19 protein-coding genes and 1 tRNA gene are annotated in these 19,815 nt (G+C 70.8%); 11 read left to right on the top strand and 9 right to left on the bottom strand.

From position 1 onward, the window contains the following. The first annotated feature begins 152 nt into the window (after positions 1–152). The gene (locus tag ABZV77_RS25120; RefSeq protein WP_356260931.1) at positions 153–707 is read left to right on the top strand and encodes an Lrp/AsnC family transcriptional regulator; all 555 of its coding nucleotides are present in this window, start codon (positions 153–155) and stop codon (positions 705–707) included. Positions 708–785: 78 nt separating this feature from the next. Here ABZV77_RS25120 and ABZV77_RS25125 read toward each other — a convergent pair whose 3' ends face one another. Both ABZV77_RS25125 and ABZV77_RS25130 read right to left on the bottom strand, forming a co-directional pair. Then, positions 786–1,379 (bottom strand): TetR/AcrR family transcriptional regulator, encoded by a 594-nt coding sequence (locus tag ABZV77_RS25125; protein WP_356260933.1) that lies wholly within the window; start codon positions 1,377–1,379, stop codon positions 786–788. Continuing rightward, entirely contained in the window at positions 1,376–2,887 is a 1,512-nt protein-coding gene (locus tag ABZV77_RS25130; protein WP_356260935.1) for a 3-hydroxyacyl-CoA dehydrogenase, read from the bottom strand. The genes ABZV77_RS25125 and ABZV77_RS25130 overlap by 4 nt, the downstream gene beginning before the upstream one ends. Before the next feature lie 197 nt (positions 2,888–3,084). Between ABZV77_RS25130 and paaN the strand changes: the two genes are divergently transcribed. Then, positions 3,085–4,776, top strand: coding sequence for a phenylacetic acid degradation protein PaaN (paaN, locus tag ABZV77_RS25135; RefSeq protein WP_356260938.1), 1,692 nt, complete (start codon positions 3,085–3,087; stop codon positions 4,774–4,776). 21 nt (positions 4,777–4,797) lie between these two features. Here paaN and ABZV77_RS25140 read toward each other — a convergent pair whose 3' ends face one another. From ABZV77_RS25140 to ABZV77_RS25150, 3 genes are read right to left on the bottom strand one after another with little or no spacing between them, the layout of a single operon-like run. Beyond that, positions 4,798–5,577 carry a TrmH family RNA methyltransferase gene (locus tag ABZV77_RS25140; RefSeq protein ID WP_356261599.1) on the bottom strand — a complete coding sequence of 260 codons (780 nt, stop codon included), beginning with the start codon at positions 5,575–5,577 and terminating at the stop codon, positions 4,798–4,800. 23 nt (positions 5,578–5,600) lie between these two features. After that, complete coding sequence (locus ABZV77_RS25145; RefSeq protein ID WP_356260939.1) at positions 5,601–6,878, bottom strand: HTTM domain-containing protein; 1,278 nt, start codon at positions 6,876–6,878, stop codon at positions 5,601–5,603. Continuing rightward, positions 6,875–7,894 carry a DUF5819 family protein gene (locus ABZV77_RS25150; RefSeq protein WP_356260942.1) on the bottom strand — a complete coding sequence of 340 codons (1,020 nt, stop codon included), beginning with the start codon at positions 7,892–7,894 and terminating at the stop codon, positions 6,875–6,877. The genes ABZV77_RS25145 and ABZV77_RS25150 overlap by 4 nt, the downstream gene beginning before the upstream one ends. Positions 7,895–8,078: 184 nt before the next feature. Here ABZV77_RS25150 and paaA point away from each other — a divergent pair, with 184 nt between their 5' ends. From paaA to ABZV77_RS25180, 6 genes are all read left to right on the top strand, one after another. Beyond that, positions 8,079–9,161 carry a 1,2-phenylacetyl-CoA epoxidase subunit PaaA gene (gene paaA / locus ABZV77_RS25155; protein WP_356260944.1) on the top strand — a complete coding sequence of 361 codons (1,083 nt, stop codon included), beginning with the start codon at positions 8,079–8,081 and terminating at the stop codon, positions 9,159–9,161. Next, a complete protein-coding gene (gene paaB, locus ABZV77_RS25160) occupies positions 9,158–9,448 on the top strand; it encodes a 1,2-phenylacetyl-CoA epoxidase subunit PaaB (protein WP_328888047.1) in 291 nt (96 codons plus the stop codon). Before paaA ends, paaB begins: the two co-directional genes overlap by 4 nt. 14 nt (positions 9,449–9,462) lie before the next feature. After that, positions 9,463–10,203 carry a 1,2-phenylacetyl-CoA epoxidase subunit PaaC gene (gene paaC, locus ABZV77_RS25165; RefSeq protein ID WP_356261602.1) on the top strand — a complete coding sequence of 247 codons (741 nt, stop codon included), beginning with the start codon at positions 9,463–9,465 and terminating at the stop codon, positions 10,201–10,203. Beyond that, entirely contained in the window at positions 10,197–10,697 is a 501-nt protein-coding gene (paaD, locus tag ABZV77_RS25170; RefSeq protein WP_356260947.1) for a 1,2-phenylacetyl-CoA epoxidase subunit PaaD, read from the top strand. Before paaC ends, paaD begins: the two co-directional genes overlap by 7 nt. After that, a complete protein-coding gene (locus ABZV77_RS25175) occupies positions 10,697–11,773 on the top strand; it encodes a 2Fe-2S iron-sulfur cluster-binding protein (RefSeq protein WP_356260949.1) in 1,077 nt (358 codons plus the stop codon). Before paaD ends, ABZV77_RS25175 begins: the two co-directional genes overlap by 1 nt. A 118-nt stretch (positions 11,774–11,891) precedes the next feature. Beyond that, positions 11,892–13,025, top strand: a complete 1,134-nt coding sequence (locus tag ABZV77_RS25180) for an acyl-CoA dehydrogenase family protein (RefSeq protein ID WP_356260951.1) — start codon at positions 11,892–11,894, stop codon at positions 13,023–13,025. A 32-nt stretch (positions 13,026–13,057) separates the two neighbouring features. Here ABZV77_RS25180 and ABZV77_RS25185 read toward each other — a convergent pair whose 3' ends face one another. The 4 genes from ABZV77_RS25185 to ABZV77_RS25200 form a co-directional block, all read right to left on the bottom strand. Continuing rightward, entirely contained in the window at positions 13,058–13,387 is a 330-nt protein-coding gene (locus ABZV77_RS25185; RefSeq protein WP_356261605.1) for a rhodanese-like domain-containing protein, read from the bottom strand. Between the two features lie 48 nt (positions 13,388–13,435). Beyond that, entirely contained in the window at positions 13,436–14,389 is a 954-nt protein-coding gene (locus ABZV77_RS25190) for a hypothetical protein (protein ID WP_356260954.1), read from the bottom strand. A 69-nt stretch (positions 14,390–14,458) separates the two neighbouring features. Then, positions 14,459–15,898 carry a DUF2252 domain-containing protein gene (locus tag ABZV77_RS25195; protein ID WP_356260956.1) on the bottom strand — a complete coding sequence of 480 codons (1,440 nt, stop codon included), beginning with the start codon at positions 15,896–15,898 and terminating at the stop codon, positions 14,459–14,461. A 198-nt stretch (positions 15,899–16,096) separates the two neighbouring features. After that, positions 16,097–16,180: transfer RNA gene (locus ABZV77_RS25200), tRNA-Leu, on the bottom strand. 502 nt (positions 16,181–16,682) lie between these two features. Here ABZV77_RS25200 and ABZV77_RS25205 point away from each other — a divergent pair. From ABZV77_RS25205 to ABZV77_RS25215, 3 genes are all read left to right on the top strand, one after another. Next, a complete protein-coding gene (locus ABZV77_RS25205) occupies positions 16,683–17,576 on the top strand; it encodes a DUF3662 and FHA domain-containing protein (RefSeq protein WP_356260958.1) in 894 nt (297 codons plus the stop codon). 10 nt (positions 17,577–17,586) lie between these two features. Continuing rightward, positions 17,587–18,102: an FHA domain-containing protein gene (locus tag ABZV77_RS25210; RefSeq protein WP_055563971.1), complete on the top strand. Its 516-nt coding sequence runs from the start codon at positions 17,587–17,589 to the stop codon at positions 18,100–18,102. Positions 18,103–18,233: 131 nt separating this feature from the next. After that, positions 18,234–19,802 carry a Stp1/IreP family PP2C-type Ser/Thr phosphatase gene (locus ABZV77_RS25215; RefSeq protein ID WP_356260961.1) on the top strand — a complete coding sequence of 523 codons (1,569 nt, stop codon included), beginning with the start codon at positions 18,234–18,236 and terminating at the stop codon, positions 19,800–19,802. Positions 19,803–19,815 lie beyond the last annotated feature (13 nt).

The following is a 19,815-nucleotide window of genomic DNA, read 5'->3' on the forward strand; positions in this document are numbered from 1 at the left end:
CGGCAAAAGAGGCGCGCTGACGTGATGCGCCTCACCTACCGATTGTTCGGTCGTCGGCACATTTTGGCTACAGGCACCTCCAGGCTGTGGACAAACGGTTCTGCACAGCCTGGGATAGATGCAGTACGTCCATGGTAGGGAGGCGGGGGGACATGGCATCTGAACGAATGGCCGAGGGGCCGGACGGCGACCGCCCGGAGCCGCGCGCCCCCGAGTCCCGCATCCCGGAGCCGCGCGTCCCGGACCCCCGGACCGCGGATCCCCGGCCGCTGGACGCCATCGACCGCGACATCCTGCAGATCCTGCACACGGACGGTCGCGCGTCGATACGCTCCGTGGCCGAACGGGTCCATGTATCACGGGCCAACGCGTACGCACGCATCAACCGCCTCATCGACGACGGCGTCATCCGGGGCTTCGGGGCGCGCATCAACCACGAACGCGCCGGGCAGGGCGCATCCGCGTACATCACGCTCAAGATCGTCCAGAACACCTGGCGCACGGTGCGCGAGCATCTGCGCGCACTTCCCGGTGCGTCCCACATCGCGCTGGTCAGCGGCGACTTCGACGTACTGCTCCTGGTGCACACGCCGGACAACCGGGCGCTGCGCGAACTGGTGCTGACCCGGCTGCAGTCCATCCCCGAAGTACTCAGCACGCGTACGTTGCTGGTCTTCGAGGAGGACGACATGGAGCCGGAGAACTGACCCGACGGGTCCCTGCGGCCCGGCGGATCCCTGCGGCCCGGCGGGTCCGCGCCGCCCGGCGCGCGGCCGGGGCCGGACTCAGCGCTCGGTGCGCAGCCCCGCGAAGGCCAGCTGCACGACCGCGTCGGCGACCTGCTCGCCGTTGGCAGCACCCCGGCTCTCCGGCCGGTACCACTCCACGATGGAGTTGATCATTCCGAAGAGCAGCCGGGTCGCCAGCCGCAGTTCGATGTCGGAGCGCAGGTCACCGTCCGCGACGGCCTCCTTGAGCAGCGCCGCCACTTGCTGGTCGAAGTCCCTGCGCCGCTCCATCGCCCAGCGCTCGGTGTCCGTGTTGCCGCGCACCCGCAGCAGCAGCGTCACATAGGGCAGCTCGGCGACCAGCACCTCGACGGTGCGGCGCGTCACGTACTCGAGACGCTCCACCGCACTGCCCACGCGCGCGTGCTCCTCGGCGAGGATCCCGAAGAGACCGTCCAGGGCCCGGCTCACGGCGCGGCGCAGCAGCTCCTCCTTGCCCGCCACGTGGTGGTAGATCGAGGACTTGGAGATGCCGGCCGCCTTGGAGAGGTGCTCCATGGACGTGCCGTCGTAGCCGCGCTCGTTGAAGACCCGCACGGCCACGCTCAGGAGCGTCTCCGGGGTGTACGTGTCGCGCCGGGCGGTGGTCATGAGTACTCCTCTCGCACGGCTTGGCGCCGCAGTGCCTGGGAGGGCGCGTATCGCCCGGTGGGGTACTCGTCGTGCAGGGCGTCGAGCGCCTCTGCCACCCGGTACGTGGTGAGACGGCGGCCCCATTCGACGGGCCCGACGGGGTAGTTGACGCCGAGCCGCAAGGCGGTGTCGATGTCTTCGGCCTCCGCGACCTCGCGCCCGACGGCGTCCAGGGCGAAGTCGACGAGCATCCACACCGTACGGGCCACGATCATCCCGGGGGTGTGCCCGATGACGCTGACCTTCTTGCCGAGCGCCTGGAAGAGGCCGATCGCCTCCTTCAGGGACTGCTCGTCCACCCTGCTCGAAGGGGCGAGGGCGACCCTGGTCGCGGCGCGGTAGTCCAGCGCGAGGTCGAAGTGGATGGTGGGCTCCGACGCGGCGTCGGCGGCCATGCCGTCGGCCAGGGCGAGCTGGGCGCCGCCAGAGAGCTCGATGAAGCCCGGGTAGCTGGGCACGCCCTTGCCGCGAATGACCCGGATGCCCGCCTCCCTCATGAGGCCGGTCAGCGCATCCGCCGGGAAGAGGTCGCCGTGCACGGCGACGGACTCCGGAGCCTTCGCGGGCGGCGCGGTGTGCGGCTCCGCGCGCGGGGCATCGTCCCCGTACGCGTACCAGCCCTGCCCCGACTTCCGCCCGAGGCGGCGCGACTCGACGAGGCGGCGCTGCGCCAGCGACGGCGTGAACTTGGGGTCCTGGAAGAAGGACTCCCACACGGAGCGCGTGACGGCTTCGTTGACGTCCTGGCCGATGAGGTCGGTGAGCTCGAAGGGCCCCATCTTGAACCCGCCGCACTCGCGCAGGACGGCGTCGATCGTGGCGGGGTCGGCGACCCGCTCCTCGTACAGGCGCAGCGCCTCGGCGTAGAAGGGCCGTGCGATGCGGTTGACGATGAATCCGGGGGTGTCCGCACAGCGCACCGGGGTCTTCCCCCAGGCCTTGGCCGTCTCGTACGCGCGCGTGGCCGCTGCCCCGTCCGTCGCGAAGCCGCTGACGACCTCGACGAGGGGGAGCAGGGGCGCCGGGTTGAAGAAGTGCAGGCCGACGAAGCGTCCCGGACCGCGCAGGGCGCCCGCGATGGCGGTCACGGAGAGGGACGAGGTGTTGGTGGCCAGCAGACAGTCCTCGGCGACGACCTCTTCGAGGTCCTGGAACAGCCGCTGTTTGACGTCCAGTTGCTCAAGGATGGCCTCGACGACGAGACCGCAGTCGGCGAGCTCCGCGAGGCTTTCGGCGGGGGCGAGCCGGGCACCGGCCGCGGCGCGGTCCTCGGCGGTGAGCCTGCCCTTCTCGACGAGCCGGTCCAGGCGCGCACCGATCGCGTCGGCCGCTGCCTTCGCGCGGCCGGGTGCCGCGTCGTACAGCCGCACGGGGTGGCCCGCGACCAGGGCGACCTGGGCGATGCCCTGCCCCATGGTTCCGGTACCGACCACGGCAACGGCGCTGCTGAGCTCGAGTGCTGTCATGTTCGCGATCCTCCCGCACGGCCCGTCGGCCGCAGGGTTCGGGGGTGGCCGTCAAGAAGTTGTCCACAGGTTTGACGGACCCTCTTGTCCCGACCGATCGTTCGGTTACTCTAGCCCTGTCAGAGCGTTCCTGCCCACCGTCCCTGCCCAGCTCGCCAGCTCGATGAAGAGCTGCCCGAGGAGGAGTTGGTCCCGTCATGGCCGCCGAACCCACCGCGAACCAGCTGATCGCCAAGCACCGGCCCACCCTCGACCAGGCGCTGGAGACCATCCGCACGCGTGCGTACTGGTCCCCCCACCCCGAGCACCCCAAGGCGTACGGGGAGGGCGGCAGCCTGAGCCTGCCCGAAGGAAAGGCCGCCTTCGACGCCCTCCAGGGCACCCGCTTCAACCTCGACCAGCCCGGCACGGACGACTGGGTCGGCGGCGAAGTCTCTCCGTACGGACCGGAGTTGGGGATCACGTATCCCCACCCGGACATCGACACCCTGCTGCCCGCCATGCGCGCCGGAATGCGCGCCTGGCGCGACGCGGGCGCGGAGGTGCGCGCGGCGGTCTGTCTGGAGATCCTGTCGCGCATCAGCGCCCGCACGCACGAGTTCGCGCACGCGGTCATGCACACCAGCGGCCAGGCCTTCATGATGGCCTTCCAGGCGGGCGGCCCGCACGCCCAGGACCGCGGCCTGGAAGCGGTCGCCTATGCGTATGTGGAGCAGACCCGCACTCCCGACGCGGCCGAGTGGACCAAGCCCCAGGGCAAGCGCGACCCGATCGCGCTGACCAAGCGGTTCACGCCCGTCGCGCGCGGCATCTCGCTCATGATCGGCTGCAACACCTTCCCGACGTGGAACGGCTATCCGGGCCTGTTCGCCTCGCTCGCCACCGGCAACCCCGTCCTGGTCAAGCCCCACCCGCGCGCGGTCCTGCCCCTCGCGCTCACGGTGCGGATCGCCCGCGAGGTCCTCGCCGAAGCGGGCTTCGACGCGAACCTCGTCTGCCTGGCCGTCGAGCGGCCCGGCGAGGGCATCGCCAAGACGCTCGCCGTCCGCCCCGAGATCAAGCTGATCGACTACACCGGATCGACGGCCTTCGGCGACTGGCTGGAGACCAACGCCCGCCAGGCGCAGGTCTACACGGAAAAGGCCGGGGTCAACACCGTCGTCGTCGAGTCGACGGACAACTACAAGGGAATGCTGGCCAACCTCGCCTTCTCCCTGTCGCTGTACAGCGGCCAGATGTGCACCACCCCGCAGAACCTGCTGATCCCGCGCGACGGCATCGAGACCGACGCAGGCGCGAAGTCGTACGACGACGTGGTCTCGGACCTCGCGGCCTCGGTGAGCGGCCTGCTCGGCGACGACGCCCGGGCGAACGGCGTCCTCGGCGCACTGGTCAACCCCGATGTGAAGGCACGCCTCGAAGCGGCCGCGGGCCTCGGCGAAGTCGCCCTCGCCTCGCGGGAGATCGCCAACCCGGACTTCCCGGACGCCGTCGTCCGCACCCCGGTGATCATCAAGCTGGACGGCGCCAAGCCGGACGCCGAGGCCGCCTATCTGAGCGAGTGCTTCGGCCCGGTCTCCTTCGCGGTCGCCGTCGACTCGGCGGCGGACGCGGTGGAGCTGCTGCGCCGCACGGTGCGCGACAAGGGAGCAATGACCGTCGGGGCGTACACGACGTCGGAGGAGATCTCCGCCGCCGTCGAGGAGACCTGCCTCGAAGAGTGCGCCCAGCTGTCCCTGAACCTCACGGGCGGCGTCTATGTGAACCAGACGGCGGCGTTCTCGGACTTCCACGGCTCGGGCGGCAACCCCGCGGCGAACGCCGCACTGTGCGACGGCGCGTTCGTGGCCAACCGCTTCCGCGTGGTGGAGATCCGCAAGGACGCCTGACCTTCGACGTCCGCGGCGGGTTCAGGCCTCCGGCTCCGGGGGCCTGCCCGCCGACCAGTGGAAGAGCGTCATGCCGACGCTCGTCGCCAGGTTGTAGCTGGAGACCTGCGGGCGCATCGGCAGGGACACCAGGTGGTCCGCGCGGTCCCGCAGCGCGGCCGACAGACCGCTGCGCTCGGAGCCGAAGGCGAGCACGGCATCGTCCGGGAGCTTCAGCCCCCTGATGTCCTCGCCCTCCGCGTCGAGTGCGAACACCGGGCCCGGCGGGAGATCCGCCACGTCCATGCGTTCCACGGCGGTCGCGAAGTGCAGGCCCGCGCCGCCGCGCACGACCGTGGGGTGCCAGGGGTCGAGCGTGCCGGTCGTGACGACCCCGGTCGCCCCGAACCCCGCGGCGAGCCGGATCACCGCCCCTGCGTTGCCGAGGTTGCGGGGGTCGTCGAGCACGACGACCGGCGCGGACCTCGACGCCCTCCGCAGTGCTTCGAGGTTGGCCGCACGAGAGGGACGTACCGCAAGGGCGGCGACGGCCGTGGGGTGCAGCCGCGGCACGAGGGCGCGCAGCCGCTCGTCCGGCACCTCCGTCAGGAGCCCGCCGAGGGCGTCCCGCACGTCCGGCGCAAGCTCGTCCGCGAGGGCCAGGACGGCGGACCGGTCGCTGGTGAGCACGACCGGCACCTCCGCGCCGAAGCGCAGCGCGTGCTTGATCGCATGGAAGCCGTCGAGCAGCACGGACGTATCGGCGAGCCCGCGCCAGACGCGCACGGCGCCTTCGGCGTCCGCCCCGCCCACCCCGTCCATCCCCGTCGCCCCGTCCGCCCTGTTCATGGCGTGAAGCCTACGCGCGCGGGTTCGGTGGGTTCCTCGCCCCGCTTCTCGCCCCGCTTCTCCTCCCGCCGCGCTCCCAGCGTCCCGTTCACGGCGCGCTGTTCCGGCACATCACCGCGCCGGGGAAGCGGAAGACGGGATACCGCCCCGCCACGCGCGCGTGCCGCCCACCCGCCGAGCCGCCGCAGGAAGGACGTCGGCAGGAACACCGCGTCGGCCGCGATCATCGCGAGCGAGAAGAACGGCAGACCCAGGACGACCGCGATCACGGAGTGCTCGATGATCATGGCCACGAGCAGGACGTTCTTGACCCGGCGGTTGAAGAGGGTGAAGGGGAAGGCCACCTGCACGGCGACCGTTCCGTACGTCACCAGGAGCACCATGATGCCGTGGGACGAGAGCAGTTCGGAGAGGGCGGGCCACGGGGAGAAGTAGTCGAGGTTCAGCGGGTAGTAGACGGCCGTGCCGTCCTGCCAGCGACTCCCCTGGATCTTGTACCAACCGGCGGTCGCGTAGATCAGACAGGCCTCGACCATGATCACCAGCAGGCCCGCATTGTGGGCGAGGTTCGCCACGACGTCGAGGAGCTTGCGCAGCTCACTCTCCGGAGCCCGCCGCCCCACGGCCCACCAGAAGCCGTGCACCAGCCACAGCCCCCAGAAGAGCAGCAGCCACCCGCCGCTGAGCTCCCCCATGAACGTCACGACGGACAGCCCCAGCCCGAACACCCACCACAGAGCGGGCCCGACCGCCCCGTCCCCCACGGCCGCACCGTCCTCCACGCGCGCACGCCCGCGTACGCGTGCCGCGCGGCGCGCGTCCAGCGACCAGACCTGGCCGCAGCGCGTGAAGACCAGATACGTCGACATCAAGTGGAGGACGTTGTCGCCGCCGTCTCCCATGAAGATGCTGCGGTTCTGGAGCGACAGCACACCGATCATGAAGAGCACGGACATCGCGCGCGTGTGCCACCCGAGCAGCAGCAGGACGCTGCTGATGATCCCCACCGCATAGACGATCTCGAACCAGACGTGCCCGTCCGACCACATCAGAGCGGTGAAGGCGCCGTTGCTCGCGATGAGCTGCTGCGCCATGTCCCAGTTCCAGGGGCCGTCGGGCCCGTACATCTCGTGGCGGTGGGGGAGTTCGCGCAGCAGGAAGAACAGCCAGGTGGCGGCGAACCCGATACGGACCACCGCGGTCTGGTACGGGCCGAGGGCGAACCCCGTGACGTTGTTGATGCCTCGCACCAGCGGGCGTTCGATACGACTCACCGGGCCGCCCTCTCCGCGTCGGCGGCCACACGGCCTTCGGCGTCCGCACGGGCTTCGGTGCCCGCTCGGCCTTCGGTGTCCGTACGGCCCTTCCCGTCGGCGAGCGGCAGGTCCTCGGACCCCACCGACCACCAGGGGAGCACCCGGTAGATCGGCTTGGGGGAGACCTTCTCGTCGCTCCACTTCGGCGGCCGCACGTTCGTGGTCTTCGAGCGCAGCTGCACGCGCGCGATCTCGTCGCCCTTGTGCCCCGGCTCTGCCCGGTCGAGCCGCATGTACGCGATGCGGCGGACGTAGTGCTCAGAGAGCTGGCCCCGCAGACCGACGGGACGATTCTGCGAGTCGTGCGAGCCCACGTAGAAGTCCCAGGCGCGGCGGAGTTCGTTCTGCTGTGTGTGGCTGGGCAGCAGGTTTCCGTCGATGGAGGCGGCGTCGGCGGCGGAGAGGCCGTACCACTCCGTGGTCCGCACACCCCCTTCAGCGGTCCGGAGCTCCGCACGGGCCTGCACCGCGACGTTCTGCTGGAGCGGGTTGGGCGCGAAGAGCTTCCAGTTCTGCTCGAACTCGGGGTAGATCCATTCGTCGACCACGTCCCCGTGCTGCTTGGTCAGCGTGTTCGAGGGCGCGACATGGAGGAACAACATTCCGATGTGGACGCAGGCGGCCACGGCGACGACTGCGAGGGCGCACGCGGCGGCGATCTGGTAGCCGAGCCTGAGCCCGGCGATCCCGACCCGCGCTTCCCGCTCGGCCACCGGGCCGCGCTCCTCGGGTCCGGGCTCCTCGCGTACGGGCTCGTCAGGTCCGGGATCCTCGGGTCCGGGCTCCTCGGGTACGAGCGCCTCAGGTCCGGGCTCCCCGGATGCAGGATCCCCGGGTCCGGGCTCGTCGGACCCGGCGGGATCGTCAGGCCCGACAGCCTCGTCAGACCCGGCAGGATCATCGGCCCCGGGCGGCCCGCCGACCTCGCCAGGACCGCCGGGCCCACCACCGGAGCCCTTGTCGTTCCCGTCCATTCCGCCCCGTTCCCCGTTCCCGCACCGAACCCTGCCGCCGGAACGGTACTCAGGCCCGCCCACCGCGCACAGCGTCCGTGAAGTTATCCACAGGGTTGACACCTTATGGCCGAGGGCCGCACCATTGAATTCAACGAACCGAACGATCGGTCGGGCGGTTCGCTCAAGGTCGAGGGGGACCGAGATGGCGACAGCAGCCGCACACCGGGCGGCGGGGACGGAGCCGGACGAGGCCGCGTCCTCAGCGGAGCACCTGGCCGTCTTCGACGCGGCGGTCGCAGCCGACGAGCGCATCGAGCCACGCGACTGGATGCCGGACGCCTATCGCGCGTCCCTGGTCCGCCAGATCGCCCAGCACGCGCACTCCGAGATCATCGGCATGCAGCCGGAGGCCAATTGGATCACTCGCGCCCCCTCCCTGCGGCGCAAGGCGATCCTCATGGCCAAGGTGCAGGACGAGGCGGGCCACGGCCTGTATCTGTACAGCGCCGCGGAAACCCTCGGCACCAGCCGCGACGAGCTGCTCGACAAGCTGCACTCGGGCCGCCAGAAGTACTCGTCGATCTTCAACTACCCCACGCTGACCTGGGCGGACGTAGGTGCGATCGGCTGGCTCGTGGACGGCGCGGCGATCACCAACCAGGTCCCCCTGTGCCGCTGTTCGTACGGTCCGTATGCGCGGGCGATGGTCCGCGTCTGCAAGGAGGAGTCCTTCCACCAGCGCCAGGGGTACGAGTCGTTGCTCGCCCTGAGCCGCGGCACCCAGGCCCAGCACGACATGGCGCAGGACGCGGTGGACCGCTGGTGGTGGCCCTCCCTGATGATGTTCGGCCCGCCCGACGACGAGTCCTCGCACTCCGAGCAGTCGATGACGTGGAAGATCAAGCGCCATTCGAACGACGAGTTGCGCCAGCGCTTCGTGGACATCTGCGTCCCGCAGGCGGAGTCCCTCGGCCTGACGCTCCCCGACCCGGACCTGGTGTGGAACGAGTCCCGGGGACACCACGACTTCGGCGCGATCGACTGGACCGAGTTCTGGGACGTCCTCAAGGGCAACGGCCCCTGCAACGACCAGCGCATCACCCAGCGCCGCCGCGCCCACGAGGACGGCGCCTGGGTCCGCGAGGCCGCGGCCGCGTATGCGGGGAAGCAGCAGAAGCGGACGGCCGCCCGGCACACGGCCACGCAGCACCCGGCCGCACCCGCCGGGGACGGCACACACAGCACGCAGGGCGACCCCGCACAGCACGGAGAGGCGACAGCATGAGCAGCTCGACCGACTGGCCGCTGTGGGAGGTGTTCGTCCGCTCCCGCCGTGGGCTCTCCCACACCCACGCGGGCAGCCTGCACGCGCCGGACGCGGAGATGGCCCTGCGCAACGCCCGCGATCTGTACACGCGCAGGAGCGAAGGCGTCTCCATCTGGGTCGTGCCGTCCACCGAGATCACCGCCTCCTCCCCGGACGAGAAGGACTCCTTCTTCGAACCGTCCGGTGACAAGCCCTACCGCCACCCGACGTTCTACGAGATCCCGGAAGGGGTGAAGCACCTGTGACCGCCCAGGCACCCGTGACCACCCCGGCCCCGGCCTCGCCCGACGCCCCGGCCGCCTTCCCCGCCCTAGCCCTCGGCGACGACGCGCTGGTGCTCTCCCACCGGCTGGGGGAGTGGGCGGGACACGCCCCGGTCCTCGAAGAGGAGGTCGCCCTGGCGAACATCGCCCTCGACCTGCTCGGCCAGGCCCGCCTCCTGCTCTCCATGGCGGGCGACGAGGACGAGCTGGCGTACCTCCGCGAGGAGCGCTCCTTCCGCAACCTCCAGCTGGTCGAGCAGCCGAACGGCGACTTCGCCCACACCATCGCCCGCCAGCTCTACTTCTCCACCTACCAGACGCTGTTGTACGGCGAGTTGGCATCCGGAGACGGCGAGTTCGCCCCCTTGGCCGCAAAGGCCGTCAAGGAGGTGGCCTACCACCAGGACCACGCCGAGCAGTGGACCCTGCGGCTCGGCGACGGTACGGACGAGAGCCACGCGCGGATGCAGACCGGCATCGACGCGCTGTGGCGGTTCACCGGCGAGATGTTCAAGCCGGTGCCGGGGCTGGACGCCGACTGGCAGGCGCTGCGGCAGAGTTGGACCACGTCGGTGACGGCAGTCATCGAGCGGGCGACCCTGACCGTGCCGGAGGGCCCGCAGACCGGCGCGTGGACGGCGGGCGCCGGGCGCGAAGGCCTGCACACCGAGTCGTTCGGCCGGATGCTCGCCGAGATGCAGCACCTGCACCGCAGCCACCCGGGGGCGTCATGGTGACGACCTCGCCCACCGCGCTGGAGGCGGAGCTCCTGGCCCTCGCGGGCTCGGTGCCCGACCCCGAGCTGCCCGTGCTGACATTGGCCGAGCTCGGTGTGGTGCGCGGCGTGCGGGTCCTCGCCCCGGGCAAGGTCGACGTCGAGCTGACCCCGACGTACACGGGCTGCCCGGCGATAGAGGCCATGTCCGCCGACATCGAGCAGGTCCTGCACGAGCACGGCGTGGCCGACGTCGCGGTGCGCACGGTCCTCTCCCCCGCCTGGTCGACCGACGACATCAGTGCCGAAGGCCGCCGCAAGCTGGCCGAGTTCGGCATAGCTCCCCCGCGTTCCCACTCGGCGGACGGGCCGGTTCCGCTGAGCCTGTCGATCCGCTGCCCGCACTGCGGCTCGACCGACACCGAACTGCTCAGCCGCTTCTCCTCCACGGCCTGCAAGGCGCTGCGCCGCTGCGCCTCCTGCCGTGAACCCTTCGACCACTTCAAGGAGTTGTGATGGCCTGCTTCCACCCGCTCCGGGTAGCGGCGGTCGACCGGCTCACCGACGACTCCGTGACGCTGACGTTCGACGTGCCCCCGCCGCTGCGCGAGGAGTACCGCTTCACGCCGGGCCAGCACCTCGCCATCCGCCGCTTCGCGGACGGCACGGAAATCCGGCGTACGTACTCGATCTGCTCCGCGGCCCCGCCCCTGGACGCCCCGGAGGAGCCCCGGGCCCTGCGCGTCGGGGTGCGCCTCGTCGAGGACGGCGCCTTCTCCACGTACGCCTTCAAGGAAGTCGCCGTGGGCGACGAGCTGGAGGTGATGACGCCCGCCGGACGGTTCACGCTGGACCCGGCGCCGGGGCGTTATGCGGCGATCGTCGGCGGCAGTGGCATCACTCCGGTGCTCTCCATCGTCACGACGCTCCTGGAGCGCGAGCCGAAGGCGGACTTCTGCCTCATCCGAAGCGACCGTTCCGCCGCGTCGACGATGTTCCTGGAGGAGGTCGCCGATCTGAAGGACCGCTGGCCCGACCGGTTCCAGCTGGTCACCGTGCTCTCCCGGGAGGAGCAGCAGGCGGGTCTCGGCTCCGGGCGGCTCGACGAGGAGCGGCTCTCCCAGCTCCTGCCCGCGCTGCTGCCGGTGTCGGAGATCGAGGGCTGGTTCCTCTGCGGCCCGTTCGGCCTGGTGCAGGGTGCGGAGCGGACGCTGCGCGGCCTCGGTGTCCCCCGCCGCCGCGTCCACGAGGAGATCTTCCACGTGGACGACGGAGGCGTCACCGTCCCCGCCGTCCCCTCGGCATCCACGCCCGCGCACAGCACGATGACGGCGACCCTGGACGGCCGCTCGGGCACCTGGCCCGTGCGGAGCGGGGAGACCCTCCTCGAAACGGTGCTGCGCAACCGCGCCGACGCTCCGTACGCCTGCAAGGGCGGGGTATGTGGCACCTGCCGGGCCTTCTGCGTCTCGGGCGAGGTGCGGATGGACCGGAACTTCGCGTTGGAGCCGGAGGAGACGGAGGCCGGTTATGTGCTGGCCTGCCAGTCCCGTCCGGCCACGGACACCGTGGAGCTGGACTTCGACCGCTGACACCCCACCTGCCTGTTCCCTTCCCGTAGAACCTGTTCTATCTTGACGCTCCGTCAGATACGAAGAGGCGGAGAAGACGACGGATACGTCGGTCGGCCGGTGCGTGGGAGGACAGGCAGTGGACTTCACCTTCACCGAGGAACAGCAGGCCGTGGTCGAGGCGGCGCAGGCAGTCTTCGCGGCCGTGAAGCCGGACGGGGTGCCGAGCCCCGCCCTCACGCCCGGGGCCGTCGCCGAGGACTTCGACCGCGCCCTGTGGTCCCGGCTCGCCGACGCCGACCTCCTGGGCGTGCTCATCGCCCCGGAGCACGGCGGCGTGGGTCTGGACGCAATCGCCCTGTGCCTGGTGCTGCGCGAGTCCGCGAGGGTGCTCGCTCGGGTCCCACTCCTGGAGGCCGGCGCCGCCGCGCTCGCGGTCCAGGCCCATGGCGGGGACGAGTTGAAGCGGAAGGTCCTTCCCGCGGCCGCGCGCGGCGACCTGGTCCTGACGGTCGCCGCCAACGGCCGCACCGGCCACGACCCGGCCGACCTGGCCGTCACCGCACAGCGCGACGGCGACAACTGGATCCTGGACGGGCTCCAGACAGGCGTGCCCTGGGTGCAGAACGCGGACCTCGTGGCCGTGCCCGCCCACACGCCCGACGGCCACACCGTCCTCGCGCTCGTCCCCCGCGACCACGAAGGTCTGGCCGTCGCCGAGCAGATCTCCACCAGTGGCGAGCGCCTCGGCGAGCTCCGCCTGGAGGGCGTGCGCATCGCCGCGACCGACGTCATCGACGCCGACGGCGCCTGGGAGCGGCTGCGCGACCTGCTCGCCACCGGAACCTGCGCGCTCGCGCTCGGGCTCGGCGAGGGCGTCCTGCGCATGACGAGTGAATACGTCAGCAAGCGGGAGCAGTTCGGCCACCCCGTGGCCACGTTCCAGGCCGTGGCCGTGCAGGCGGCCGATCGCTACATCGACCTGCGTTCGATGGAGGTCACCCTCTGGCAGGCCGCCTGGCGCGTGAGCACCGGGGCGGACGGCGCCCTGCCCGCGGCGGGAGACGTGGCCGTCGCCAAGATCTGGGCATCGGAAGGCGTACGAAGGGTCGTGCAGACCGCCCAGCACCTGCACGGCGGCTTCGGCGCCGACACCGACTACCCCCTGCACCGCTATCACGCCTGGGCCAAGCAGCTGGAGCTCTCCCTCGGCCCCGCGGCGGCGCACGAGGAAGCTCTGGGCGACCTGCTGGCCGCCCACGCACTCGGCTGAGACCGCCACCGGAGCGGCGACGGGGACTGCGGTCAGATCACGGCGCCCGGCTGGCCCTTGTCGTCGACGACGGGCCGCCCGGCGGCTGCCCACGCCTCCATGCCACCGGCGACGTTGAACGCCTCGATGCCCTGCTGCCCGAGGTACATGGCGACCTGGGCGGAGCGTCCACCGGACCGGCAGATCACATTGATCTTGCCGTCCTGCGGCGCGGCCTCCGTCAACTCGCCGTACCGGGAAACGAATTCACTCATCGGGATGTGCAGCGCGTCCGCCGCATGCCCCGCCTGCCACTCGTCGTCCTCCCGGACGTCCAGCAGAAAGTCACCGCTCGTGAGGTCGTCGATGCCGACCGTGGGCACCTGAGATCCGAAAACCATGCCCCCGACGCTACCCGAAGGGCCGCGCCGTCAGTCGCGCAGTCGCGCCAGCTCCGCCTCACGCTCGCCGACCTGCGCGAGCAACTGCTCGGCGATCTCGTCGAGCAGCGTGTCCGGGTCGTCGGGCGCGAGACGCAGCATGCCGCCGATCGCGCTCTCCTCCAGCTCCTTGGCGAGGACCGTGAGGAGCTCCTTGCGCTGGGCGAGCCATTCGAGCCTGGCGTACAGCTCCTCGCTGCGGGTGAGCCGCTGCTCCTCGGGGACGGGGCCCGCGGCCCACTCCTCCGACAGCTCCCGCAGCATCGCCTCGTCACCGCGGGCGTACGCGGCGTTGACCCGCGTGATGAACTCCTCGCGCCGCTGCCGCTCGCCCTCCTCCTGTGCCAGATCCGGATGCGCCTTGCGGGCCAGCTCGCGGTAGAGCTTGCGGGCCTCTTCGCCGGGGCGCACCCGCTGCGGCGGCCGCACCGACTGATCGGTCAGCATCGCGGCGGCCTCGGGGTAGAGCCCTTCACTGTCCATCCAGCCGTGGAACAGCTCCTCGACGCCGGGCATCGGCATCACCTGCGCCCGGGCCTCCTCGGCCTTGCGCCGGTCCTCCGGGTCCCCGGTGCGGGCGGCGGTGGCCTCGGCGATCTGCGCGTCCAGCTCGTCGAGGCGGGCGTACATCGGGCCGAGCTTCTGGTGGTGCAGGCGGGAGAAGTTCTCCACCTCCACGCGGAAGGTCTCCAGCGCGATCTCGTACTCGATCAACGCCTGCTCGGCAGCGCGCACGGCCCTCTCGAGCCGCTCCTCCGGGCGTTCCTTGGGCGGCTCCTCGGCGGACCGACCCTCGTCGCCCTCGCCCGACCGCGCTTCGGACCTCTCCCTGAGCCGCGCCTTCAGCTGCTCCTTGAGCCGCCCTTCGGAACCCGACTGCTGCCCTCCCTCGCGGGGAGTCTCAGGAGTCTCGGGCTGCGTCGGCTCGGCTTCCGGGGTCGTCACTCGTCCAGCCTAGGCCACAGAAGGCCCCAGCCAGGAAACCCACCCGCGCCGTGCCCGATCCCTCCACCGTCACACCCCCGACTCCGCCGCCACCCGCCCTTCCTTGACCGCCCGCACCAGCAGCGCGTGATCGGCTTCCGTACGGTCCGCGTACGCCGACGCGAACCGCGCCATCGCCTCGTCCAGCTCGTCGTTCTTCCCGCAGTACCCCGCTATGAGGCGCGGGTCCGCACTGTGCGCGTGCGCGCGGGCCAGCAGGGCGCCGGTCATGCGGCCGTAGTCGTCCAGCTGGTCCGCGGCCAGCTCGGCCGGGTCCACGCTGCCCTTTCGGTTCCTGAACTGCCGCACCTGGAAAGGCAGTCCTTCGACCGTCGTCCACCCGAGCAGGAAGTCGCTGACGACCTGCATCCGCTTCTGGCCGAGCACCACCCTGTGCCCTTCGTGCACGGTCTCCGGCGCCTTGAAGCCCGCCACCGGCAGATGCGGCAGCAGCACGGAGGGCCGCGCCTCCTTGACCTGGAGCACCAGCGGCTCGCCCCGGTGGTCGAGCAGCAGCACCACGTACGACCGCAGGCCGACGCTGCCCGTGCCGACGACGCGGAACGCCACGTCCTGGATCGCATACCGCGCGAGCAGCGGCAGCCGGTCCTCGGTCAGCGTGCCCACGTACTCCCCGAGGGCCGCCGCCACCGAGGCTGCCTCCGCGTCCGGCACGCGCCGCAGCACGGGCGGAGCGTCGACGAAGCGGCGCCCATCGGCACCGTCCGCGCTCACGGCTCGCTCCGTCGACTTCGCCGCGAAACGGGCACTCGTGTTCTTCCGCGCCTTCTCCGCGACCCGCTCCAGGGTGCCGAGGAGGTCTCGCGCGTCCGTGTGCGAGACCAACTGCTCGTCCGCGATGGCGTTCCACGCGTCAAGCGCCGGAAGCTTCGCCAGCAGCCGCATCGTGCGGCGATAGGCCCCGACGGCGTCCAGGGCCGCCTCCTCGCAGGCGTCCTCGCTCGCCCCCGCCTCGCGCCCCGCGAGCACCAGGGACGCGGCCAGGCGCTTGAGGTCCCACTCCCAGGGGCCGTGCACCGTCTCGTCGAAGTCGTTCAGATCGATGACGAGACCGCCACGCGCGTCCCCGTACAACCCGAAGTTCCCCGCATGTGCGTCACCGCATATCTGCGCACCGATGCCGGAGAGCGGGGTGCGCGCGAGATCGTACGCCATGAGTCCCGCGGAGCCCCGCAGGAACGCGAAAGGTGAGGCAGCCATCCTGCCGACCCGGATCGGCGCGAGCTCGGGGATCCGGCTGCGGTTGGACGCCTCCACGGCGGCCACGGAATCGGGCCGCCCGCCATCCACTTCGAACTCCGCGTGCGCGGCCCGGGGCACCCGCTGCCGCAGCGCCTTGCCCTCCGCCTTGGGCGACCCCTGCGCGGGCCACCCGGCGAACCCCGGCACCCGCGGAAGCCGCTCACTCCGCTGCCCGGGAATCTTCCCGCCCTGCTCCACCATGCTCATCGCCCCCCGTCGGCCATCGGCCAACCACGAATCCGGCCTCGAAGGTACCGCCGCTCGCCGACCACCGTCAGAGCCTGTGGATAACTTCGGTGACATACATCACCACCTCAGACTCCACAACCGCACACGCACGCGTGCACGCAAAAAGAAGCGGCCCCCTTCCAGACTTTCGTCCGGAGGAGGACCGCTTCCTCGTTGTGCGCGAGGGGGGAGTTGAACCCCCACGCCCTTTCGGGCACTGGAACCTGAATCCAGCGCGTCTGCCTATTCCGCCACCCGCGCATGGGTGCTGTCTTTGGGTCTCTCACTGTGTGGTGCGAGCGCCTGCCGACATCCAGAAGATTAGCACGCTGCAGCAGGTGGATTCACATCCGTATTCGGTGGGCACCTGGCCCAGAAGCCTTGCCCCGGCCCGGGGTGGGCCCCAGCCGCCCCACAGACCGAACCGGACCCGTCCGGCACCGCGGTCCCGTATTCACCCCTCCTCGGCCGAGCTCACCGAGGTCCACAGCCAGGTGCGGGACACTGGCTTTGGGCCCCCTCTACGATCCCTTGTAAAAGGAGGCTCGAGCGGACGTCCCGAGCGGCTGCCCGTAAGGGGCTCCGGGGCCATGGATCAGGGCTCCGTCAGGGGTCCTGGGAGGATCCCTGGACGCTGGTGCGGGCATGTCTTGTGAGAGGCGACACTCGTCGACTGGGCGGACAGGGGGAACCAGCCGATTTCCCGGCGCGTGGATACGATCAGTAAGCAGTACCAGGATGACTACGACGGAGGAGGTGCCCCATGGGAGTCCTGAAGAAGTTCGAGCAGCGACTTGAAGGTCTGGTCAACGGCACCTTCGCCAAGGTGTTCAAGTCCGAGGTCCAGCCCGTCGAGATCGCCGGCGCACTCCAGCGGGAGTGCGACAACAACGCGACGATCTGGAACCGCGAGCGGACCGTCGTCCCGAACGACTTCATCGTGGAGCTCAGCGCCCCCGACTTCGAGAGACTGAGCCCGTACTCGGGCCAGCTGGGCGACGAGCTCTCCGGCATGGTGCGTGACTACGCGAAGCAGCAGCGGTACAGCTTCATGGGCCCCATCAAGGTCCACCTGGAGAAGGCCGAGGATCTCGACACCGGCCTGTACCGCGTGCGCAGCCGCACCCTCGCCTCCAGCAGCTCCCAGGCGCCCGAGCGCGCCCCTGCGGGCCCCAGCGGCCCGGCGGCCTCCGGCCGCGGCGCAGGTGGCGGCGGAGGGGCCGGCGCCGCCGGCTATCCGCAGCCGCCCTCCGGTTCGCCCGGAGGCGCACCTCCCATGCCCGCCGCGCCGCCGCCCGGCGCGGGTCGCCCCAGCGGGCAGTCCCCGGCTCCGAACAGGCCCGCGGGCCCCGGTGCCGGACCACTTCCGGGCGCCCAGGTGCGGCGCTGGATCGAGATCAACGGCAATCGCCATCAGATCTCCCGCCCGACGCTGGTGCTGGGTCGCAGCACCGACGCCGATGTGCGGATCGACGACCCCGGCGTATCCCGTCGGCACTGTGAGATCCGGACCGGAACGCCCTCGACGATCCAGGATCTCGGGTCTACCAACGGCATCGTGGTAGACGGGCAGCACACCACCCGCGCTACGCTCCGCGACGGCTCGCGGATCGTCGTGGGCCAAACCACCATCGTTTATCGGCAAGCCGAAGGGTGAAGCGGGGGCAATGTCAGAGCTGACCCTGACGGTCATGCGGCTAGGTTTTCTGGCCGTTCTGTGGCTGTTCGTGATCGTGGCCGTCCAGGTCATCCGCAGCGACCTGTTCGGAACGCGCGTCACACAGCGCGGTTCCCGGCGTGAGCGGCCCCAGCAGGCCGCCCGCCAACAGCAGGCCGCACCTCCACAGCAGCGCCAGCAGCAGGGCGGCGGTGGCCGCCAGCGGCGCGGCGCCCCCAGCAAGCTGGTCGTCTCCGAGGGCATCCTCGCCGGGACGACGGTCGCGCTGCAGGGGCAGACCATCACGCTGGGCCGTGCGCACGACTCCACGATCGTGCTGGACGACGACTACGCCTCCAGCAGGCATGCCAGGATCTACCCGGACCGTGACGGCCAGTGGATCGTCGAGGATCTCGGGTCCACCAACGGCACGTATCTCGACCGGACCCGACTCACCACCCCGACGCCCGTTCCGCTGGGCGCGCCGATCCGCATCGGCAAGACCGTCATCGAGCTGCGGAAGTAGTACTACGTCATGACAGAGCGCGAGCGGAGCGAGCGAGCCGAAACGGCGGTCCAGGCACTGGACGCCGGCGCGCTCCCGACCGGAGGGTGGGCACCGTGCGGATGTACCCGGAGCCGACGGGCGAGGTGCGCATGAGTCTGTCTTTGCGCTTCGCCGCCGGATCGCACAAAGGCATGATCCGGGAGGGGAACGAGGACTCCGGTTACGCCGGCCCACGTCTCCTCGCCATTGCCGACGGCATGGGGGGCCAGGCCGCGGGCGAGGTGGCGAGCTCCGAGGTCATCTCGACGCTCGTCACGCTCGACGACGACGTCCCCGGTTCGGACATCCTGACGTCGCTGGGCACCGCCGTGCAGCGGGCCAACGACCAGCTGCGCATGATGGTTGAGGAGGACCCCCAGCTCGAGGGCATGGGGACCACCCTGACCGCGCTCCTGTGGACGGGACAGCGCCTCGGGCTCGTGCATGTGGGCGACTCCCGCGCGTACCTCCTGCGGGACGGCGTCCTGACGCAGATCACTCAGGACCACACCTGGGTGCAGCGCCTCGTCGACGAGGGCCGCATCACCGAGGAAGAGGCCACCACCCACCCGCAGAGGTCCCTCCTCATGCGCGCGCTGGGCAGCGGTGACCACGTGGAGCCCGATCTGTCGATCCGCGAAGTGCGCGCCGGCGATCGGTACTTGATCTGCTCGGACGGCCTCTCCGGAGTCGTCTCGCACCAGACCATGGAGGACGCCCTCGCGTCCTACCAGGGCCCCCAGGAGACCGTGCAGGAGCTCATTCAGCTCGCGCTGCGCGGCGGTGGCCCCGACAACATCACCGTGATCGTCGCCGACGTCCTGGACATCGACAGCGGCGACACCCTCGCGGGCCAGCTGTCCGACACCCCCGTGGTCGTCGGCGCGGTCGCCGAGAACCAGCTCCAGTCGCAGGACGACGGCGCGATGCAGACCCCCGCGGGCCGTGCGTCTGGCCTCGGTCGTCCGGTGCCGCCGCAGGCTCCTCAGGGAGGGGGCGGCTTCGGCCCGCCCGGCAGCGGAGACACCGTCGGTTACGTCCCCGAGGGCAGCTTCGAGACGTACGGCGACGAGGACTTCGTGAAGCCCGGCGGCGGCCGCAAGTGGCTCAAGAGATCGCTCTACGGAGTGCTCGCTCTCGCCGTCATCGGCGGCGGCCTCTACGGCGGCTACCGCTGGACACAGACCCAGTACTACGTGGGCACGAAGGACAAGCACGTCGCGCTCTACCGCGGCATCGACCAGGACCTCGCGTGGGTCAGCCTGTCGAAGGTCGAGAAGGACCACCCCGAGGTCGAACTCAAGTACCTGCCGCCGTACCAGCGCAAGCAGGTCGAGGCCAACATCGTCGAGGACAGCCTCGACGAGGCCAAGAGCAAGATCGACGAGCTGGGCCTGCAGGCCACCGCCTGCAAGAAGGACGCGGAGCGCCGCGAGGTCGAGCGCGAGAACAACGCCAAGACCGGCGAGGGCGAAGCGGGCGGCACGACCGGCCTGCGCACCGCGCCGACCGCGGACCCGACCTCGCCCGGCACGGACGCCAGGACCGACAAGACCAACAAGAACGACAAGAACAACTCGACCGACAAGAACAAGTCCAAGACCGCACCGACTCCCACACCCGGCCCCAGCCTCTCCGAGGATGAGCAGAAGCTGGTCCCGCTGTGCGGTAAGCAGTAAGCAGCCGTTGGGG

This window comes from Streptomyces sp. NPDC004732 (genome assembly GCF_040609235.1).
In the GTDB taxonomy this organism is placed as follows: domain Bacteria; phylum Actinomycetota; class Actinomycetes; order Streptomycetales; family Streptomycetaceae; genus Streptomyces.